The sequence below is a fragment of the Paenibacillus sp. M2 genome, from assembly GCF_046713495.1.
GTDB classification, from domain to species: domain Bacteria; phylum Bacillota; class Bacilli; order Paenibacillales; family Paenibacillaceae; genus Paenibacillus; species Paenibacillus amylolyticus_B.
This window is the reverse complement of sequence record NZ_CP169648.1, coordinates 5,243,044-5,262,849: the sequence shown is the minus strand read 5'-3', so window position 1 is coordinate 5,262,849 and position 19,806 is coordinate 5,243,044. Positions and strand designations below refer to the sequence as shown.

The 19,806-nt window shown below is 47.6% G+C and carries 20 protein-coding genes; 14 read left to right on the top strand and 6 right to left on the bottom strand.

What is annotated here, in order from left to right:
* Window position 1: 1 nt before the first annotated feature.
* Complete coding sequence (locus ACETMN_RS24335; RefSeq protein WP_091013900.1) at window positions 2-811, top strand: response regulator; 810 nt, start codon at window positions 2-4, stop codon at window positions 809-811.
* On the opposite strand, the gene ACETMN_RS24330 is transcribed toward ACETMN_RS24335, so the two are convergent.
* From ACETMN_RS24330 to nirB, 4 genes are all read right to left on the bottom strand, one after another.
* Window positions 812-1,441, bottom strand: coding sequence for a YfbR-like 5'-deoxynucleotidase (locus ACETMN_RS24330; protein WP_091013902.1), 630 nt, complete (start codon window positions 1,439-1,441; stop codon window positions 812-814).
* A 287-nt stretch (window positions 1,442-1,728) separates the two neighbouring features.
* Window positions 1,729-2,511: a formate/nitrite transporter family protein gene (locus ACETMN_RS24325; RefSeq protein WP_091013903.1), complete on the bottom strand. Its 783-nt coding sequence runs from the start codon at window positions 2,509-2,511 to the stop codon at window positions 1,729-1,731.
* Between the two features lie 49 nt (window positions 2,512-2,560).
* A complete protein-coding gene (nirD, locus tag ACETMN_RS24320) occupies window positions 2,561-2,887 on the bottom strand; it encodes a nitrite reductase small subunit NirD (protein ID WP_091013905.1) in 327 nt (108 codons plus the stop codon).
* A 57-nt stretch (window positions 2,888-2,944) separates the two neighbouring features.
* Window positions 2,945-5,374, bottom strand: a complete 2,430-nt coding sequence (gene nirB, locus ACETMN_RS24315; protein WP_091013907.1) for a nitrite reductase large subunit NirB — start codon at window positions 5,372-5,374, stop codon at window positions 2,945-2,947.
* A gap of 275 nt (window positions 5,375-5,649) precedes the next feature.
* On the opposite strand from nirB, the gene ACETMN_RS24310 reads away from it, so the two are divergent.
* Window positions 5,650-6,357, top strand: coding sequence for a metal-dependent hydrolase (locus ACETMN_RS24310; RefSeq protein WP_036615169.1), 708 nt, complete (start codon window positions 5,650-5,652; stop codon window positions 6,355-6,357).
* A 219-nt stretch (window positions 6,358-6,576) separates the two neighbouring features.
* Here ACETMN_RS24310 and ACETMN_RS24305 read toward each other — a convergent pair whose 3' ends face one another.
* Window positions 6,577-6,897 carry a hypothetical protein gene (locus ACETMN_RS24305; protein ID WP_091013910.1) on the bottom strand — a complete coding sequence of 107 codons (321 nt, stop codon included), beginning with the start codon at window positions 6,895-6,897 and terminating at the stop codon, window positions 6,577-6,579.
* 181 nt (window positions 6,898-7,078) lie between these two features.
* Window positions 7,079-8,152, bottom strand: a complete 1,074-nt coding sequence (locus ACETMN_RS24300; protein WP_091013913.1) for a M42 family metallopeptidase — start codon at window positions 8,150-8,152, stop codon at window positions 7,079-7,081.
* A 680-nt stretch (window positions 8,153-8,832) separates the two neighbouring features.
* On the opposite strand from ACETMN_RS24300, the gene spoVAC reads away from it, so the two are divergent.
* The 12 genes from spoVAC to yqeK all read left to right on the top strand — a co-directional run bounded on the left by spoVAC (window position 8,833) and on the right by yqeK (window position 19,763).
* The gene (gene spoVAC, locus ACETMN_RS24295) at window positions 8,833-9,336 is read left to right on the top strand and encodes a stage V sporulation protein AC (RefSeq protein WP_036615164.1); all 504 of its coding nucleotides are present in this window, start codon (window positions 8,833-8,835) and stop codon (window positions 9,334-9,336) included.
* Window positions 9,333-10,349: a stage V sporulation protein AD gene (gene spoVAD, locus ACETMN_RS24290; RefSeq protein WP_091013914.1), complete on the top strand. Its 1,017-nt coding sequence runs from the start codon at window positions 9,333-9,335 to the stop codon at window positions 10,347-10,349. The genes spoVAC and spoVAD overlap by 4 nt, the downstream gene beginning before the upstream one ends.
* 5 nt (window positions 10,350-10,354) lie before the next feature.
* The gene (spoVAE, locus tag ACETMN_RS24285; RefSeq protein ID WP_047843814.1) at window positions 10,355-10,705 is read left to right on the top strand and encodes a stage V sporulation protein AE; all 351 of its coding nucleotides are present in this window, start codon (window positions 10,355-10,357) and stop codon (window positions 10,703-10,705) included.
* Window positions 10,706-10,913: 208 nt separating this feature from the next.
* Complete coding sequence (locus tag ACETMN_RS24280) at window positions 10,914-11,870, top strand: AAA family ATPase (RefSeq protein WP_062835567.1); 957 nt, start codon at window positions 10,914-10,916, stop codon at window positions 11,868-11,870.
* A 66-nt stretch (window positions 11,871-11,936) separates the two neighbouring features.
* Window positions 11,937-13,121 (top strand): DUF58 domain-containing protein, encoded by a 1,185-nt coding sequence (locus tag ACETMN_RS24275; RefSeq protein WP_244661007.1) that lies wholly within the window; start codon window positions 11,937-11,939, stop codon window positions 13,119-13,121.
* On the top strand, window positions 13,118-15,331 hold the full coding sequence (locus ACETMN_RS24270) for a DUF4129 domain-containing transglutaminase family protein (protein WP_091013916.1): 2,214 nt from the start codon (window positions 13,118-13,120) through the stop codon (window positions 15,329-15,331). Before ACETMN_RS24275 ends, ACETMN_RS24270 begins: the two co-directional genes overlap by 4 nt.
* Before the next feature lie 110 nt (window positions 15,332-15,441).
* Window positions 15,442-15,969, top strand: a complete 528-nt coding sequence (locus ACETMN_RS24265; RefSeq protein ID WP_036615148.1) for a YqeG family HAD IIIA-type phosphatase — start codon at window positions 15,442-15,444, stop codon at window positions 15,967-15,969.
* The gene (gene yqeH / locus ACETMN_RS24260) at window positions 15,966-17,093 is read left to right on the top strand and encodes a ribosome biogenesis GTPase YqeH (protein WP_017687184.1); all 1,128 of its coding nucleotides are present in this window, start codon (window positions 15,966-15,968) and stop codon (window positions 17,091-17,093) included. Before ACETMN_RS24265 ends, yqeH begins: the two co-directional genes overlap by 4 nt.
* A 44-nt stretch (window positions 17,094-17,137) precedes the next feature.
* Complete coding sequence (gene aroE, locus ACETMN_RS24255) at window positions 17,138-18,007, top strand: shikimate dehydrogenase (protein WP_091013919.1); 870 nt, start codon at window positions 17,138-17,140, stop codon at window positions 18,005-18,007.
* Between the two features lie 306 nt (window positions 18,008-18,313).
* Window positions 18,314-18,607, top strand: coding sequence for a ribosome assembly RNA-binding protein YhbY (gene yhbY, locus ACETMN_RS24250; RefSeq protein WP_017687186.1), 294 nt, complete (start codon window positions 18,314-18,316; stop codon window positions 18,605-18,607).
* A gap of 15 nt (window positions 18,608-18,622) precedes the next feature.
* Entirely contained in the window at window positions 18,623-19,213 is a 591-nt protein-coding gene (locus ACETMN_RS24245) for a nicotinate-nucleotide adenylyltransferase (RefSeq protein ID WP_074095918.1), read from the top strand.
* Complete coding sequence (yqeK, locus tag ACETMN_RS24240) at window positions 19,197-19,763, top strand: bis(5'-nucleosyl)-tetraphosphatase (symmetrical) YqeK (RefSeq protein WP_091013921.1); 567 nt, start codon at window positions 19,197-19,199, stop codon at window positions 19,761-19,763. Before ACETMN_RS24245 ends, yqeK begins: the two co-directional genes overlap by 17 nt.
* Window positions 19,764-19,806: the final 43 nt, after the last annotated feature.

Sequence of the window (19,806 nt, the reverse complement as noted above, 5' to 3'; positions counted from 1 at the left end):
CATGACAATCAAATACAGAACGATTATTGTGGAAGATGAAGCCCTGATTCGCCGGAATGTCTCGCGCAAATTCAGAGAGCTGGACACCCGGTTCGAGGTGATCGGTGAAGCGCGGAACGGTCAGGAAGCGTTACAGCTGATCGAACATTCCGTACCTGATCTGGTTGTAACTGATATACAGATGCCGGTAATGAATGGATTGGAGCTCGCCAAACATCTGTATTTTGCCTATCCGCATGTAAAGATTGTCATTCTGAGTGGTTACCATGAATTCGAATATGCACGGCAGGCAATCAGTTACAAGGTGGAGGATTATCTGCTCAAACCATTATCGGAAGAACAGCTTCGGACACTGCTGGATGCGATGGAATTGAAGCTTGGGAGCGCTGTGGATTCACTTGCCCACGTCAGTGCCGTGCTGGACGAGCAGGTGAAGCCGGAGGATATCGCAGAGGCCATTAAGTTGTATTTGAAGCAGAATTACATGCATGAGATTACACTCCAGGACATGGCGGGACAGATGCATTTTACTGTGGACTATCTAGGAAAGTGTTTTAAGAAAGTAACGGGGGAGACTCCGCTGAAATATATGACAGGTCTGCGGATCAATGAAGCAAAACGTATGCTTGTCACCCATGAGAATATGGATATCAAGACGATTGGTGGAGCGGTAGGGTATAGTGATTCCCACTATTTCAGCCGGATCTTCAAAAACAAAACGGGCTTGTACCCTAGCGAATACCGACTGCAATTGCAGGAACGAAAAAAAGCCCTGTCCATGGATGAGGAGAACCATGTTGACCTGAGCTGATTACTGGGCCAGAGCTTCTTCGGTTATTTTGCGAATATCAAACGGGGAGCGAATACCTTCTTCAATCATGTCGGGTAGAATCTGTTCCAGGAAATACTGCACACAGTGGAGGTCGATATTTTTGATTTTGACCAAGGCATAACGGTACATAACGATAAACTCTTTCTCCGTATTGCCACGTTGGAGCTCAGCAAAGGCTTCATATACCTGATCCATCTTGTCTGCGACTTCGAGAATCAGTCCTTCAACCGATTGGTCTTTGCCCTCACGCAGCTGTCTGCGGAATATAGGCTGGAACTCTTCAGGAATATTTTCATTAATAAAATGTTCAACCATGCCTTCTTCCACCTTCTGCAGCATCGAACGCAGCTCCAGTGAATAATGTTTGACTGGTGTTTTGATATCACCAATGAAGATTTCACCATAATCATGACTGCTCGTAATTTCGTATAACTTCTTCCAATCCACGATGACTCCATGCTGTTCCTCAATATCTGCGAGTGTTTTGGCGTACTGTACCACTTTCCAGGAATGAGCGGAGACGCTGTGTTCTTCGAATTTGAATTTGCCAGGTGTACGAATAATACGTTCAAGATCATTCAGTGACCTGAAGTATGTATGGATTCCCATATAAGCGATCATCCTTTGCTGATTGAGTATAAATGTGAGTATCCATCGACTATACACCAGTTATGTCAACTGTGGATTAAGGCGGATAGCGACGAAGGTAAAATGAATTTTAATTCTTTATAGAAGGACGAGAGGATGAAAGGGGAACCATGCGAGAGAGTACGATGCTTATCGACAAACCATAAAAAGCCACGATGTGTGACTGAACGTAAGTTCGGCATCCATCGTGGCTTCAGTGTGTAGATGTTGTGTTACCTGGCGCTACATAATTGCTGTTGAATAAAGAATTATGATCTTTTACGTACCGGTGAAGTATACCAGTAAGCCATTCCGACAAATAGGGCACCGCCGATGATATTACCAAGTGTCACCGGGATCATGTTATGAAACCAGCCTGCCAGAGTAATGGTATCCGGGTGGTTAGGCAACAGCCAGGACAAGGACAGCAAAGTCATATTGGCAACACTGTGCTCATACCCACTTGCAATAAAGGCGTACAGACACCACCAGATAAGAGCAATTTTGGCGATATCCTCTTTGGTGCGAGCAGCCATCCAGATCGCCAGACAGACGAGCCAGTTACAGAGAATGCCGCGGAAGAACAACTCCGATACGGGAGCAGCCATCTTTTTGGCTGAAGCGACGAATAACAGATGTTCAGGCGCAGCCGTTTTGAACAGGCCACTGCCTACAATAAGCAGGCTGAGCAGGATCGCACCTAACAAGTTGCCGAGGAAGACGAGCCCCCAGTTTTTCAGTGTATCTTTAACTGTGGTCCGGCCTGCCAGTGTACTCATGGTAAAGAACATATTGTTACCTGTGAACAGTTCCGATCCGGCAAAGATGACCAGCGTGAGCGCGAGTCCGAAGGACATGCCCATCAACATGGTTTGCAGTGGTGACTGTGCCGCAAGGAGCGGAGCACCGATACTGAAGATCAGCACGATGCCAAGTCCTACATAGGCACCCGCCATTAAGGCGGCAACCATGTAGCGTGAAAGATTGGAGTTCATCTGATCCCGTTTTTTAACTGCAGCTTCAATAATTCCCTCAACACTTGGTGTATACATCACGGTTTCCCCCATTATTTTGCATCAATCTTTGAACGTTTCAATGGAGCTATACAGCAATCCAGACCTGGCCGTTCTCTACCTTGACTGGATACATCTGGACTTGACCATTATCCGGTGCTTGCACAAGACCGGTCGTCAGATCGATTTTCCAATCATACAGTGGATCGTACAGATAATGTCCGGACACGATGCCTTCTGCCAGCGGCCCACCCTTGGGGTGGGGGTTGTGATTATCCGCAGCGAAGATGGTGCCATCCGATGCACGAAAGACAGCAAGCTGATGGTCCTTAATCTCAACTACTCTTCCGATTCGTGGCAGGAATTCTTCAACTACTCCGGCAGGGAAGTAGGTGCCTGATTGTTTTGTCGTCATCTAAAACCACTCCTTATCTATATTTAACATTCCGGTAGTGTTATCTTGCGAGCTTACTTATGGACGAGCCGATACTTCGATGCCGTGGAACATTTTGCTTTGGCCTTCCTCATTACGAATCGCTTTCTGCCAAGGTTCTTCCACATGCTCAAGTGCGAATTCAATCCGTTGCATCAACGCTTTGCGTTCCTCAAGATTATCCACGACAACCGAACGAATATGCTCCAGACCCATACGTTCCACCCACTCGGAAGTCCGCTCCAGATAGTTACCTGTCTCGCGGTAATATTGCATGATGGCTCCGCACAATTCAATCAACTCTTCATCTGTTTTCACTTTGCATAGGGAATCAGCAAGTCTTGCTTTAATACCGCCGTTACCACCGATAAAGATTTCCCAGCCGCCGTCATTACCAACGATACCGATATCTTTTGTACATGCCTCTGCACAGTTCCGTGGACAGCCATTGACAGCGTATTTGAACTTGGCAGGCAGATCCAGACGTTCGAATTTCCGTTCAATCCGAGCACCCATAGCCATGGAATCCTGTGTACCGAATCGGCAGAATTGGGAGCCGACACATGTTTTGACCGTGCGCAGCGATTTGGCGTATGCATAACCTGAAGGCATATCCAGTTCAGCCCAGACTTTAGTCAGATCTTCTTTTTTGACACCAATCAAGTCGAGGCGCTGACCGCCGGTAACTTTGACTGCTTTCACATCATATTTGACTGAAACATCAGCGATGCGTTTGAGATCCGCTGGTGTAGTCACTCCGCCATACATCCGAGGTACGACCGTATACGTTCCATCTTTTTGAATATTTGCATTCATGCGTTCGTTAACAAAACGGGATTCCTTCTCATCTTCGTGTGTGTCTGGTGCAATCATGCCAAGGTAATAGTTGATTGCAGGGCGACATTTCGAACAACCCTCAGGCTGACTCCAACCCAGTACATTCATGACCTCTTTGGTCGTTTGTAATCCTTTTGCACGAATCTCAGCTACAATCTCATCCCGTCCCATGGAAGTACATCCGCATATTCCCTGTTTGGCTCCACTGCTGAAGCCGTCTCCCAGCACATATTGCAGAATCTGTTCCACAACCGGTTTACATCCACCGCATGAGCGTGTTGCACCGGTACAGGCTTTGATTTCATCTACAGTGGTAAGGCCCTGGTTTGTAATTACATCGACAATCGTGCCTTTAGTTACCCCGTTACATCCACAGACGATCTCGTCCTCGGGCATCGTTTCAACAGAGGTTGCTTTCTTATGACCGCCGCAGCCTGTACCCATGAGTGAACCGTACAATTCCTCGGTCATTTCGGTTTGATTTTTAATCAGTTTCTGCAATTCGGCAGAATCCGTAATGTCACCGAAGAGAACAGCGCCGACCATTTTATTATCACGAAGCAGAATTTTTTTGTAGGTTCGTTTCCAGTCATCTTTGTGCGAAATGACCGTGTGCTCTGGGCTGTCGATGAATTCACCCGTTGAAAACACGTCTACACCCGAAATTTTCAATTTCGTAGATACTACAGAACCTTCATATGGAGCGGTCTCTACACCGCAGATATGTTTCGCGAGAATCATGCCTTGTTCGAACAAGGGGGCAACGAGGCCGTAACATACCCCGCGGTGCTCTGTACATTCCCCGACCGAATACACATTCTCAAGTGAAGTCTGCATATAGTCATTCACGACAATACCCCGGTTCACTTCCATACCGCTTTCGCGGGCTACAGTCGTATTGGGTTTAATGCCTACAGCCATGACCACAAAATCAACATTCAGAACCGTATCATCTGCAAAACGTATCCCTTCAACGCGTTCGCCGCCCAGCAGTTCGGAAGTCTGCGCACCCATCTTGAACCGGATACCCTGACGTTCGAGTTCTGCCTTCAACATGGCTGAAGCTTGTGGATCAAGCTGACGCTCCATCAGATCTTCCATCAGATGCACTACGGTAACTTCCATGCCAAGTTGTACCAACCCTTTGGCAGCTTCAAGGCCTAGCAGTCCGCCCCCGATAACGGCCGCTCGTTTATACTGCTTAGCAGCTTCCAGCATGACATTGCAATCGGCGATATCGCGGAAACCGACAACACCTTCTTTGTCATGTCCCGGTACGGGGAGAATGAAGGAGTTGGAGCCTGTTGCAATGATAATTTTGTCATAAGGAACGCGAGTTCCATCTTCAGTCACAACTTCGTGTGTCTCGGCATCGATTCGTGTAACCGTTGTGCCTGTGTGCAGCGTAATGCCGTAATCTTCATACCAGTGAAGGTCGTTCAGCACGATATCGTCCAGTGTTTTGCTTCCTTCCAGTACATAAGACAACATAATGCGGTTGTAGTTAGGATAGGGCTCTGTGCCAAAAACAGTAATATCAAATCGCGTAGTTAATTTCAAAATTTGCTCAACGGTACTGATTCCTGCCATACCGTTACCAATGATAATGAGGTTCTCTTTTTTTCCGTTCATGTGTGTATGCCTCCTTGAATAGACGCTGTACATTACTCAAAATTTTAGTGGTTTATATTTGAAATTATACAAGTAGTTGACGACAATTTATGTGATTTAATTCACTAATAAAGATAAAAGAGTCATAAATATAATAATGTGAGCCCCATCACAGAAAGTTATATTAATTTTCATACAAATAAGAAATGCGAACTATTGTTCTTATTTTGTTTTCGTTGTAAAATCGGAATTGGGCCGTATTGTTCCCGATTTCTTCGAAAGGACGTTTTTGCATCATGATGGGAAGATCCCACCTTATTATCGGGACAGGCGTGTCGCTTTCTGTTCTGCAGTTGGCCGGCATGCCGGTGACTGCGCCGGCAGTTACGGTTGCACTGATTGGTTCGTTATTGCCTGACATTGATGAGCCAAATTCGCTGCTGGTATCCAGAGCCTTGCCTAACAGTCTGATCAGGTTGTTACAGACGATTCTGTTGCCCACAGCTGTATTTGTGTACTTCTATGTTCATGCCAAACCATGGAACCTGTTACTTGCGATCCTCATTGCGCTTGTGTCATTCCTGCCTTCGCGTTCGCTTCGCAAAGTGTTGATGTTTGCGATTGGACTAGGGCTTGTCTTCTATGGTCATGCGTTTGCACCGTGGAACTTGATTGCAGGCAGCCTACTTATGCTGTGTACAACGCTAACTCACAGGGGATTAACGCATACCCTATATGGAACAGCCATTTGGGCCGGCTTGCTTTACAGCACGACCCAGCAGCAGGGACCGGAGATCTGGGTAGCAGGAGGTACAGCATATGCCATGCACTTGTTGGCCGATTCACTAACCAATCGGGGGATTCGTCCGTTACCACCGCTCAAGTGGCGCATACGGGTGAATCTGATGAGTACAGGGACCAAACGTGGGGCCGTTGTAGAGAATGTCTGCATTGTGCTTACTCTTATTTTGGCCTGGATTGCATTCTCACCGCTATTTCTGTAATGACCAAATACCAGTCCTGCATAAGGGCTGGTATTTCTTTTTTGTTATTTACCTGTAAGCCATGAGAGGGTAATGGGATCAAGTTGCTGTTGGAGTGCTGGATAGACTTTCAATATCGGAGGAGCCAAATACAAATAAAACAACAAGAATAAGCACAATTAACAGTTCGGCGAACCCGGTTCCGTCAAACTCGGACATGTTGCCCACCTCATTTCTTTATTAAGAATTGATTCTCTGCTGAAATGCCTGTATAACATCATTAAGCGTCATATCCCCGCCAGTTTCATCCAGGAATTGTACCAGTTTGTCTGAATTGGAGGGTGTGACCTTTTGAAGTGTTTTATATTGACCAACCAATTCTACAACCAATGTAGCCTCACGAAACAACGTGACTGCATCCACTCTCAACTTTCCGCTCACCAATAACGCCGCTACAATTAGTTCCAGATTTCTTCCTTTAAGGTTGCCATTGAGAAGGGTGTTTGCGGCATTTGTTTTTTTGGAACCTTTATTCGATTTTCCATTCCTTCTCACTGCCATAACAGGTCCCCCACTGGTTGGTGTTTGGTTATTGATCTTCCATTATCGTATATCTTATGTGGCATTCTCCATAATGTTCGACCTATTAATCTAGTTGATTAAACCCAAAAAAGAGACATCCCGGTCTGACGGGACATCTCTTTCAGGTACATCATATTTAAGGACGTTCCGTTTAACCAAACTACGCGTTATTAATTATGGTATTCATCGTTGTCCGATCCAGACCTTTGACCAGCTTTACGATCAGTTCTTTGGCCGCATCGTAGTCATCCGTATGAATGATGGAAGAAGAGGTGTGGATATAACGTGCGCAGATACCAATAACTGTTGATGGTACACCAATTCCACTCAGGTGTACTTGACCTGCATCGGTACCACCTGGTGAGATGAAATACTGCATATTGATCTGATTGGATGAAGCCGTATCTTGAACATATTCCACCATTCCGCGATGGGTGAACATACCCGGGTCAAAAATACGAAGCAATGCGCCTTCTCCGATATGTCCAAATGACTGTTTATCACCTGTCATATCATTCGCCGCGCTACAGTCAAGTGCAAAGAAGATATCAGGCTGGATCAGATTGGCCGCCGTACGTGCACCGCGAAGCCCCAGTTCTTCCTGAACCGTTGCACCAGCGTAAAGCGTGTTAGGCAGTTTTTCCTTGTGCAGCGCTTCAACCAGTTCAAGTGCAAGTCCAACGCCGTAACGATTATCCCACGCTTTAGCCATAATTTTCTTCGGGTTCGCCATCGGCGTGAATTCACAGATCGGTACGATCTGCATACCTGGGTGGATGCCCCAAGATTCTGCTTCCGCACGGTCGTCTGCTCCAATATCGAGATACATGGTGTTCAGGTCAACAGGCTTGCTCCGCTGGGACTCGTCCAGCAAGTGTGTAGGAGTAGAACCTACAACTCCGGTAATCCGACGATCAGGTGTGATGATTTCCAGTCGCTGAGACAGTACAGCCTGACTCCACCATCCACCCAGTGGACGGAATTTGACCATACCCGTTTCCGTAATGCCTGTAGTCATGAAACCAACTTCGTCAAAGTGTCCGGCTACCATAACTTTAGGACCGGATTCCTCCCCGCGTAATACACCAAATAGACTCCCCAGGCGATCCTGGACGAACTCATCGGTATAAGCGGAAAGCTTATCTTTCATCCAGCCGCGAAGCTCACGTTCAAAACCGGATGCGGAAGGAAATTCCGTCAACGTACGAAACATATCCATCGTTTTTTCATTCATGTGTCAACAACTCCTCTGTTGGTATGTATTTCAGGTCACAGTAGAACGGCTACCCGCCTGTTGTCCTTTTAAGATGTAGTTCAAAAAGTCTTTTATCTTCATCCCATCTTCTTGGTACTGAATACTAGACTTTTTCAACATGCACTTTAATATGCTGAGGACTTGTTATTTAACCACTGGTCACATTACAGTATGAACCTTGCGCAAGTGATTGTCCATGTTTATGTCACGTATTTAAGGCATATTTTGGGCGCTTACCGTGTCCAAGTTTCATGATTCTATCCGCTGTAGTCGCGGTCCTGATGCCACTTCAATGAATATGAATATATGGAGGAGATGTCATCATTTTTTGAAGTTCTTTATTTCAATATTTGTTTGTCTGTTTACAGGAAGGAGCTAAATATACAATGAAGCCTCCAGAAGAGGGCACGGAAAAAGTACTGTTTATCGTTCTTTTTATCTTGCTCGTGATTGTTCTTCTTTATTTATAGACGTATCTAAAAGTCCTTAGATCCGGCGTATTCCCATCTTGCTTCCACAACATGATCTTGTTGGAAACATATGCTGTCTGTCGCCGGATACATAACCTTCCGATGATTAACAAACAATGAATATAGGATTACACACATTGGCATTCAGCCGTAGCTTTGAACCATTTCACATAGAGGAGGTCTTGTATCTTGCCAGCTCAATCCGCATCCGGAAGCGAAAAAAAATCGTCGTCCCTGTCCATGGATGAAAAGGAGTACAAAAAAGTCGCAAAAAAACATGAACCGCCTCGTCCAATCCTGAAAAATTGCCTCAAAGCATTTCTGGTTGGGGGTACCGTCTGTTTGATTGGACAGGCCATTCAAGAAGCTTTTATGGCCGGTTTCGACATGACATCGAAGGAAGCTTCCAGTCCTACGGTGGCGGTCATGATTCTCATATCGGTTATTCTAACGTGTCTCGGCGTTTACGATAAAATGGCTCAATGGGCAGGAGCAGGAACTGCTGTGCCGGTTACCGGCTTTGCCAATTCCATGTGTTCTGCTGCACTGGAACATCGTGCTGAAGGACTGGTGCTCGGTGTAGGGGCCAACATGTTTAAACTTGCTGGTTCCGTTATCGTGTTTGGTGTCGTGGCAGCATTTGTCGTAGGGATTGTTTACGCCTTTTTGGGATTTGGAGGTGGGCACCTGTGAAGCGATTGGGTCGCCAGACATGGCAGTTTGAGAATCGTCCGCGGATCATTGGTAAAGCCGCAGTTGTAGGACCAGAAGAAGGCGAGGGTCCACTGTCATCTGATTTCGATTATGTCTACGACAATCTCGAGATCGGCGAGAAAACGTGGGAAAAGGGAGAACGCAAACTGCTCGAACAGGCCTCCCAACTTGCTTTGGTAAATGCAAATATCACCAAGGAAGAGCTTCAATTTTTTGTTGGTGGAGATCTGATGAACCAGATTATCAGCAGTTCCTTTTCAGCGCGAAAACTGGGTGTGCCTTACCTTGGTGTCTTTGGAGCCTGTTCTACTTCCATGGAAACGTTAGCGTTAGCGTCCATGATTGTTGACTCCGGAGCTGGAGATTATGTCCTTGCAGGAACGGTGAGCCACAACTGTACGGTTGAGAAACAATTTCGGTATCCGACGGAGTATGGCTCCCAGAAGCCGCCTTATGCGCAATATACCGTCACAGGATCAGGGTGTGGTGTGGTCTCCCGTACTGGTGATGGTCCCGTTGTTACCAAAGCCACTATTGGACGCATTATGGATTTGGGCATCAAAGATCCCTTTAATATGGGTTCAGCCATGGCGCCAGCAGCAGCCGACACTATAATCTCTCATTTCAGGGATACGGGATTGGAACCCGGCTATTATGATCTCATTGTGACTGGGGATCTGGCCTCCGTCGGTCTGCCAATTACGAAAGAGCTTTTGCAAAAAGAAGGCATTCCCATGGAACAGACGGTTTTTAATGACTGCGGCCTGATGATCTATGATCGGGAGAAGCAGCCTTATGTTGTTGCCGGGGGAAGTGGCTGCGGATGTTCTGCCACCGTCACCTATGGTCACATTTTGAACCGGATGCAGAAGGGTGATCTTAAACGGGTGCTCGTCGTTGCTACGGGTGCGCTGTTATCTCCGATTTCGTACCAGCAGGGTGAAAGTATTCCTTGTATTGCACATGCCGTAGCTATTGAAAAGGAGGAATAAAGGTAATGCAGTTCTTGTGGGCATTTATCGTTGGCGGTTTAATCTGTGTTGTCGGACAGCTTCTAATGGATGGGGTTAAACTGACGCCAGCTCATACCATGAGTACACTTGTTGTGACAGGTGCGCTTGCGGATGCATTTGGCGTGTATGACCCCTTGGTTAAATTTGCAGGTGCGGGTGCTACCATCCCCATCACAAGTTTCGGTAATTCCTTGGTGCACGGGGCATTGACGGAGCTGGAAAAAGAGGGATGGCTGGGTGTGATTACAGGGATTTTCGATCTGACTGCGGCGGGGATTTCGTCAGCGATCATCTTTTCTTTTCTCGCGGCATTGGTCGTTAGACCAAAAGGCTAACATAGAATGAGAAATCTCCTTGAACATATTGCGATTCAGCAGAGGCTCCGGATAACTTCTATCCGGGGCTTTTTTGTCGTATTCATGCGAGAACTGCGGTGAATCTGACGGGCTGGAAACAAATTGTGAGTTCCTTCGAGTGTACTCGTGACTCTGGATCATGTACAATAAAAGGAAATCTGTATGCTTTTTTAGGAGGTTAGACCACATGCCTGTGCGCAAAGAGTCGATCCAAATCATATCCGCAGTTCGTTCAAATCTGGAATCCTGTATTATGGGGAAATCCTTTGAAATTCAACTTTTACTTACAGCTTTGCTTGCAGGCGGGCACGTTCTGATTGAAGACGTACCGGGAACTGGCAAAACGCAATTAATCAAGGCATTATCGAAATCCATGCGTGGTGAATACCGGCGTATTCAATGTAATCCTGATATTTTACCTAGTGATATTACGGGCGTATCTGTGTTCCATCCGAAGGATGAGCGTTTTTATTTCCGGCCAGGTCCTGTGATGACCAACATCTTGCTAGCTGATGAGATTAACCGGGCCACAACAAAAACCCAATCGGCTCTGCTCGAAGTGATGGAGGAGCGCAGCGTCACCGTTGATGGCGATACGTATGATCTGCCACATCCATTCATGCTCTGTGCAACTCAGAATCCGATTGATTTTGAAGGTACGTATACTTTGCCGGAAGCACAACTCGACCGGTTTATGTTGAAAATAAGTCTAGGTTATCCCGATAAAGAAATTGAGAAAACACTGCTCAAGACACATCAGTTGGGCCAGCCTGTAGATCGGCTTGAATCCGTGACCCATATGGATCAGATCTCGGCAATTCAACAGGAGATCAAAGAAGTCTTTATCGGTGATCCTGTCATGGACTATCTGCTGGATGTTGTTCGTCAAACCCGCTCCCACCCATCTGTATTGCTGGGTGCCAGCCCACGTGCAGCCATATCATTCATGATGGCCGTAAAAGCCTTTGCTTTCTTGCAGGAACGTGATTATGTGCTTCCGGATGATGTAAAAACGATGGCCCCTTATGTGATCTCTCATCGTATTGTGCTTCGTCCTGAATCGAGACTGGACAGTATGAGTTCCGAGGCCGTTTTGAATGCCGTACTCCAGCAAGTACGCGTGCCCGTCTCCATGGGGCAATAGTTCATGAAGCCGCTTTTGAGAACAGTCAATAGAGGGTTACGCCACCCACGCGTATGGAGCATCGCAATGGTGTGGATGTGCTGTCTGGCTTATGTTTTGTTTCAGGGCGGGAAGACATCCCTTATGTTGCTGTCAATGGTGACCCTGCTCTGTGTGTACCTTGCCATTGCTGGATTTAGCGGGGTAAGACGTGCTCAAGGAGTTCGTAGGTTATCTTCTGGTCCAGACCACGAAGAATTGCTGCATGCGGGTGACCAGGTTCAAGTACAGCTGAGTCTTACGATTCCGGGATTCCTCCCGCTTCCCTATGTTGTTGTACGTGAAATGCTGCATCGGCATAACGGAGAATCGTGGTCGTTCAAGGAAAGTTTGATTCCCAATATGCGAGGTAATGGCGAGTTGTCTTTTCAGACACCGCCACTTGAGCGGGGGAAGTATGTTTTTTCAGAAACGGAATGTGCCAGCGAGGACATATTTGGACTGATTGAACATCGAGGAAAGTTTAAGGCCAAAGGTGAGTTTCGCGTACTGCCAAGAACGGTATTTATTCCATATTGGCAGCTCTACGACCGCAAATCACGGCTATCCGGTCCTCAGACGGCGTTAACCCGCTCACGGAGAGAGACTACTCAGATCAATGGTGTACGTGACTACGTATACGGAGATCGACTTTCCCGCATTCACTGGAATGCAACGGCAAAGACAGGGAACTGGAAGTCCAAGGAGTTTGAACATGAGTCTGTGCCCAAAACCGTTCTGGTTCTGGATGCGCTGGCATCAAGTTATGAACATGGGGATGCATTTGAAATTGCCGTTTCCACGGCTGCCTCTCTGCTGGAATATGGTGTCAGGGAACGAATGGGGATGGGATTGTTGACATTGTCAGAACAGACATCCTTCATGGTCCCCAGTGAAAGTCTGATGGAACGACAGAAGATGATGCATCATCTGGTGGATATTCAATATAACGGTCAGGATACCCATCTGTTGCCCGGCGTGGAAAGAATCGCACGTCAACTGCCTCAGGGAGCTTACTTTGTCGTGATTTCTCCCCAGAAGGATGAAAAAATAATGGAACTGTTGCGCTGGGCCGATACGAGGGGCATGACGCCATGTCATATTCTGATCGATACCAGTGAATCTCGCCGGAGTGCCGAGTGGAATGCAATGCTGCGTGGAAGAGGCACGAGGTCATTCACTGTTTCTCACCTGCAGGAGCTTCCAACGGTGATGGGGGGAGGTTCTGTATGAGTACAAAAGGAAATGAAAGTATTGCAGGCAAACGATCCTGGTATCATGCAGCGTCATTGCTCTGGATTTTCCTGATTGGCATGCAGTGGATTTCATTTACGCAGGAATCGTGGTACACGGAGACAACTTCTCTGGTGTTATGGACACTTGCAGCGGTCAGTGTGCTGGAGGTCATTCTGCCCTTCAAAACGATGTATCGGGCGATCATCAAGGCGGTCGTTGTTGGTTACATTTTGCATAAAACGCTGATTGATTATACGGTGTACATCCCTTATGGCTCTTTAACGGACCGAGCGGAGCAATTCATATTACACATGACGCCGTACATCTGGTTCTCCCTGTGTGCATGGGTGATGCTTGAAGCTGCGCTTCGACTCGTGACCACAACACGTCGCATTCTTGTTTTTCTGGGTGTTAACATCATTTCGATGGGGATTCTCGATTCTTTCACCCAGATTCCACTCTGGATTGAAATCGCGTGGGTGATGTTTGCGGGGATGGGATGGCTCGTATGTCAGCATTTCCGTAACTATCAGCTACAGTATCCACAAGGTTGGAAACGAATCATCCGGTATCCTTATAAAGTCCTGGCCAATATTGCCATTATCTTTTCTTTAATTATTGTAGCCAGCGTTAATATGCCGGAGATTCCACCCACCTTGACGGACCCATATACGGCGTGGCGTAACTATACAGGAACTTCCACAAGTCAGACTGGTAACGGAAACCTTGATATTCCCGCGGCTACCGAATCGGGATACAGCAGGGAAGACAATCAGCTTGGTGGAGGGTTCAACTTCGACTATACCCCTGTTATGTCTGTCACCACCAATGAGCGTAGTTACTGGCGCGGTGAGACACGTGCAGAGTATACAGGTACAGGCTGGGATGACCGTGGACGGGGTGCGACAGAGAATGTTGAAGCCGGACAGCCTCTGGAGAACCAAGAATCCGGTAATGTGAATACCAAGCAAGTAACTCAGAACGTAACGATGCTGAATGATAATGTCTATCCGATTCTCTTTGGTGCTTATTCGATCTCGGAAGTGAGCTCCATTAATGGTGAGGACAGAACGGAACGGATGTTGTGGAATGCTGAACAGGCTGAACTGCATGTGGTGACAGACCGTCAGCAACCGCAGTATCCCAAGACGTATACTATCGTATCGGAAGCCCCTGTGATTGTGGAAGATGAGCTTCGTACGAAGTCATTTGAAGATCTGTATAACAGTAATCCGGCAGATGATATGTACTTGCAGTTACCATCCCGTTTCCCTGACCGGGTTTCGGATCTAGCAGCCGAGATAACGGCATCTGCGAATACTCCGTATGAAAAAGTGGCATTACTGCAAAACTATTTACAAACTAATTTTGAATACACGAACAATCCGGATTTATCTCGAAAAGTAAGCAGCGACTTTGTGGAAGGTTTCCTGTTCGATATTATGGAAGGCTACTGTGATTACTTCTCCACTGCGCTGGTGATGATGGCGCGCTCGGAGGGCATTCCTGCAAGATGGGTTAAAGGTTATGCGCCTGGACAATTGTCCCTGAATTCGGACATGCAGGCTCCACGTCAACCTGGCGCGGAGATTGAGACGAGCTACACCGTTACCAATGCAGATGCACACTCCTGGGCAGAGGTTTACTTTGGTGAATATGGATGGATTCCTGTTGAGGCAACGCCGGGCTTTGATATGCCGCTGCTGACGGAACAGCCTGATGTACAGCCTGTAGATGAGCCAGAAGAAGAGCCAGAAGAGGAGCCGGTACAAGAGGAGGAGCAGACCCCTGCACCTGAGCAGACATCGTCTGCCATCCCGACTTTTGTTATCTGGGCTGCAGGAGCCATTATTGTAATGTGGGTAGCATACATGTTCTGGCGTAATCGTTTCTCCATGCGATTCTTCCTTCTTCGTCTACGGACAGGTGGACCGCTCACCCCTGAACAGAAGGTAGTGGCAGAGACCGAGCGTTGGATTCAGTATGTGAAACGCAAAGGGTTAACCCGGAGCGGAGACGAGACACTTCGTGAATCGGTAGCCCGCTGGAGCCAGACAAAACCTGCTGCAGAAGCAACATTGTATGAGCTTCTCACGAAGTTTGAACAGACTCGTTACAGTCCGGCGTCCGTAACTGCCGACGACTGGAAGGGTGTCTATCAGACCGCCTTGAAGCTGCGGAAGGAACTGAAAGCGGAACGGGCATAGTTGTTGCCCGTCCCGTTTTTCCTTTTTTCCTATGCCATCAGGCGCTGTATGCATTTTCAGGAAAGACGGATTTGTGATATAGTGTGTCGTATGAAACTGAGGTGACTTCTTTGTTTAAAATGTTAATGCCCAAGCTGCGTGTAGACACGGTTTTTGACATTAATCTGGAAGAGCTGTACGCTCAAGGCTACCGTGGAATTATAACTGATCTGGATAACACACTCGTTGGAGCCAAAGCCCCTGACGCTACGCCCGAACTGATTGAATGGTTTGCACGTGTGAAAGAGGCCGGTTTCAAGCTGATGATTGTGTCCAATAACAATTTGAATCGTGTATCCCTGTTTGCGACCCCGCTGGATATCCAGTTTGTGCATAGTGCACGCAAACCATCGAATGTACCGTTTCGTAGAGCAATGAAAATGATGGAGTTATCTCCTGAAAACACGATTGTAGTAGGCGATCAGATGCTTACGGACGTTTATGGAGGGAACCGAATGGGGTTATATACCGTTCTGGTACTGCCAATCTCCATTGGGGACGAAGGTTTTATGACCCGCTTCAATCGACGCGTGGAACGGATTGCTCTAACGAGTTTACGCAGGAAAGGCTTATGGCTTGAGGAGGAAAAGAAGAAATGACAGAACCGCATAACGGCAATCTTGCCGTAAGGTGCAGCGGATGCGGCGTGCATCTGCAAACAGAAAATTCGGAATTACCAGGGTTTATCCCTGAGAAGGCATTGGATCGTGAACCGGTTATATGCCAGCGCTGTTTCCGCATCAAAAACTACAATGAGTCATCATCCGTTACGGTGGATCAGGACGAATTCCTGGCTCTGCTTAGCAAAATCGGGGATAAGGATGCACTTGTCATCCATATCGTTGATTTGTTTGACTTTGATGGCAGTATTATCTCCGGTCTGCAACGTTTTGTAGGCAACAATCCGGTATTGCTTGCTGTGAACAAAACGGACTTGCTTCCGAAAGTAACCAACTGGAACAAGGTTCGCAACTGGGTACAGAAGCAAGCCAAAGAACAGGGTTTGCGCACCGTGGATGTCGTCTTGTGCAGTGCGAAGCAAAATCAGGGCTTTGACCGTCTGCTTGAGCTTGTTGGAACCTATCGCGAAGATCGTGACGTCTACGTGGTTGGCGGTACCAATGTGGGTAAATCCACACTGATTAACCGTCTGATCCGTGATTACAGCGATCTGGAGCAGGAGCTGACCACGTCCCGTTATCCGGGAACAACGCTGGATATGGTGAACATTCCGCTGGATGATGGAAAATATATTATTGATACGCCTGGAATCGTGTATCCATGGCGTTTCAGCGAGATTGTTTCACGTAAGGATCTCGCCGCCATCATGCCTGAAAAGCCGCTTAAACCGGCTGTGTATCAGTTAAATTCCGGTCAGACGCTGTTCTTCGGCGGCATGGCTCGATTTGACTTTGTGGAAGGTGATCGCCAGTCGTTCACTTGTTTTATCAGCACTGCGCTTGATATTCACCGGACGAAGCTGGAGCGTGCAGATGACCTGTACCGCGACCATCTGGGAGAATTGTTGTCTCCGCCAACCCGTGAGGATGCAGCAGAGATGGCTGAATGGACCAGACATGAATTCCGCATCAAACGCGGCAGTCAATCTGATGTATTCATCTCTGGCTTGGGTTGGATTAAGGTTAATGGCGATATTGGAGCGCTTGTTGCTGTTCATGCTCCAAAAGGCATTCGTGTACAGATCCGCCCATCCTTGATCTAGTAATCTCAGAAGCTGTACATCAGATGGATCGGAGGCGGAACACTATGTCTGAGCAGAAAAAGTTCAACTCTTCACTTCCCGTGTTGCTTGGTGTTATGGGTGATCCTATTGCTCACTCCAAGTCTCCGGCAATGCACAATGCGGCTCTGCAGGCTGCAGAAGTGAATGGAATGTATATGCCACTGCATGTTCATCCGGATCAACTGGAAGCGGCCGTTCGGGGAATTGTGGCACTGGGCTATCGTGGTGTTAATGTCACCATCCCGCACAAAGAGCAGGTGATGCAGTATCTGGATGTGATCGATGAAAGTGCTCGCCTGATTGGTGCGGTGAATACCATCGTTAATGAAGGTGGAACACTGACAGGGTACAATACCGATGGTATTGGTTATGTCCGATCGCTGAAGGAAGAGGCTGTGCCTGAGCTTGCGGGCAAACGTATCGCTGTATTGGGAGCAGGTGGAGCGGCAAGAGGCGTTATATACGCACTTGCATTGGAGAAGCCTGAGCAGATCCACATTCTGAATCGTACAGCGGACAGGGCTGTTGCACTTGCTTCGGATTTACGTGGCCATGGCTTGGGAGAAATCTCGGGCAGTGGCATGGAAGACGCTGCAACGGTACTGGCTACGGCTGATATCGTGATTAACACAACGGCTGCCGGTATGCATCCTCATGTTGATGACGTTCCGGTTGATCCTGAACTGATCCGTGAAGGAGCAGCGGTGAGTGATCTGATCTACAATCCGCTGGAGACCCGTCTGCTTCGAGAGTCTCGGTTACGTGGATGCACAGTGCACGGTGGTCTGGGGATGTTTGTATACCAGGGCGCCGTAGCTTTTGAACATTGGCTCGGCATCCCGGCTCCTGTGGAAACGATGAGACGAGCGGTACTAAACAGTTTTGAAGTGTGAAAATGATATTAAGAGTACAGGCAGACGACGAGTGCAGAACCAATCTGAAGAAACGGAGTGGTCGCTTAAAAGCTTTCTGCAAGAAAGCTGCTTCGGAAGCATAAGCTATAACCGGATTTTCCCTTTGTGAAAAGGGATCAGAAAAATCTGGGGATAACAGCGATCGGAAGATGGTACTGCAATCGGAGTCACCTTGTGTCTCAGTGATCATTTTCACCAGTGAAAAATAATAATTGAATGGTCAGGTCCGGACAGTTTTTGCGCTGTCGATCAGGGCCTGCTCAACATAAGGAGTATGGAGTATTCATGTTAAACGGTAAACAAAAGCGCTTTTTGCGGTCACAGGCACATCACCTGACCCCTGTATTTCAGATTGGTAAAGGTGGAACAAACGAGCACCTGTTCCGTCACATTGAAGATGCGATTGAGAAGCGCGAATTGATGAAAGTGCAAGTGCTCAACAACAATGACGAGGACAGAAAAGAGATGGCAGAAGAAGTTGCCCGTGAAACGGGAAGTGAGCTTGTACAACTCATCGGTAACACAATCATCCTGTACAAAGAATCTCGCGATAATAAACAAATCGAACTACCTAGATAAGGGAGCGTGACGCGGGTGAAGATCGGCATCATGGGTGGTACGTTTGATCCGATCCACATGGGACACCTCCTGGCAGCTGAAGCGGCAAGGGACTCACATGCACTGGATGAGATCTGGTTCATGCCTTCCCATGTTCCACCTCACAAACGCGGAGCCGGAGCTTCGGGACAGCAACGTCTCGATATGACGGAAGCGGCTGTGAAGGGTGTGCAGCAATATGAGGTGCTGGGTATCGAGATGGAATTGGGCGGAGTGTCTTATACCATCGATACGATGAAGGAACTGTGGCGTCGCCATCCTGAACATGAATTTTATTTCATTATCGGGGCGGATATGGTGAACTATCTTCCCAAATGGGAGCAGATTGAAGAGCTTGCAGAACGCTTAACCTTTATCGGAGTTGGTCGGCCGGGCTTCCAGTTACATCTGGATGATTTACCAGACGAGTTACAGGATCGGGTCCTGCTGGCCGAGATGCCCTTGGTCGATATTTCATCGACAGCCGTACGCAGACGTCTGGCCAAAGGACATTCGGTACGCTTCATGATTCCTGATGAAGTGCACCAATACATTGTAAGGAGCGGTTTATATGGCACTAAGCCGTGATGAACTGATTCAAGCCGTATCCGGACAAATGCCGGAAAAACGCTGGAAGCATACACTGGGTGTAATGGAATCGTCAGTGATGTTGGCTGAAAAATACGGTGCTGATCCTGTGAAAGCAGATCTGGCAGCGATATTGCATGATGTGGCGAAGTACTGGCCCGTAGCGGAGATGGAAGCGGTCATCCGTGATAACGGATTAAACCAGGAACTTCTGCAGCATGACAAACAGCTCTGGCATTCCGAAGTCGGTGCTTTTGTAGCCGAGCGTGATTACGGTGTAGAGGATTCCGAAGTTATTAATGCCATCCGGTGGCATACCTCGGGTCGGGTAGGCATGAGCCTGCTGGACAAAGTGGTATGTCTTGCCGATTACATTGAACCGGGACGAGATTTCCCGGGAGTGGATCACATTCGCGAACAGGCTGAACGTAGTCTGGAGGAAGGTTTAATTGCCGGATTCGATTCGACGATCAGCTTGCTGATATCGCAAAGACGTGTCATTTATCCTTTGACCATGCTGTCGCGGAATGACTTAATTGCACAATTATAGAGTTGTTCAAAAAGTCCACTTTTGATTACGAAGGATCTTTTTA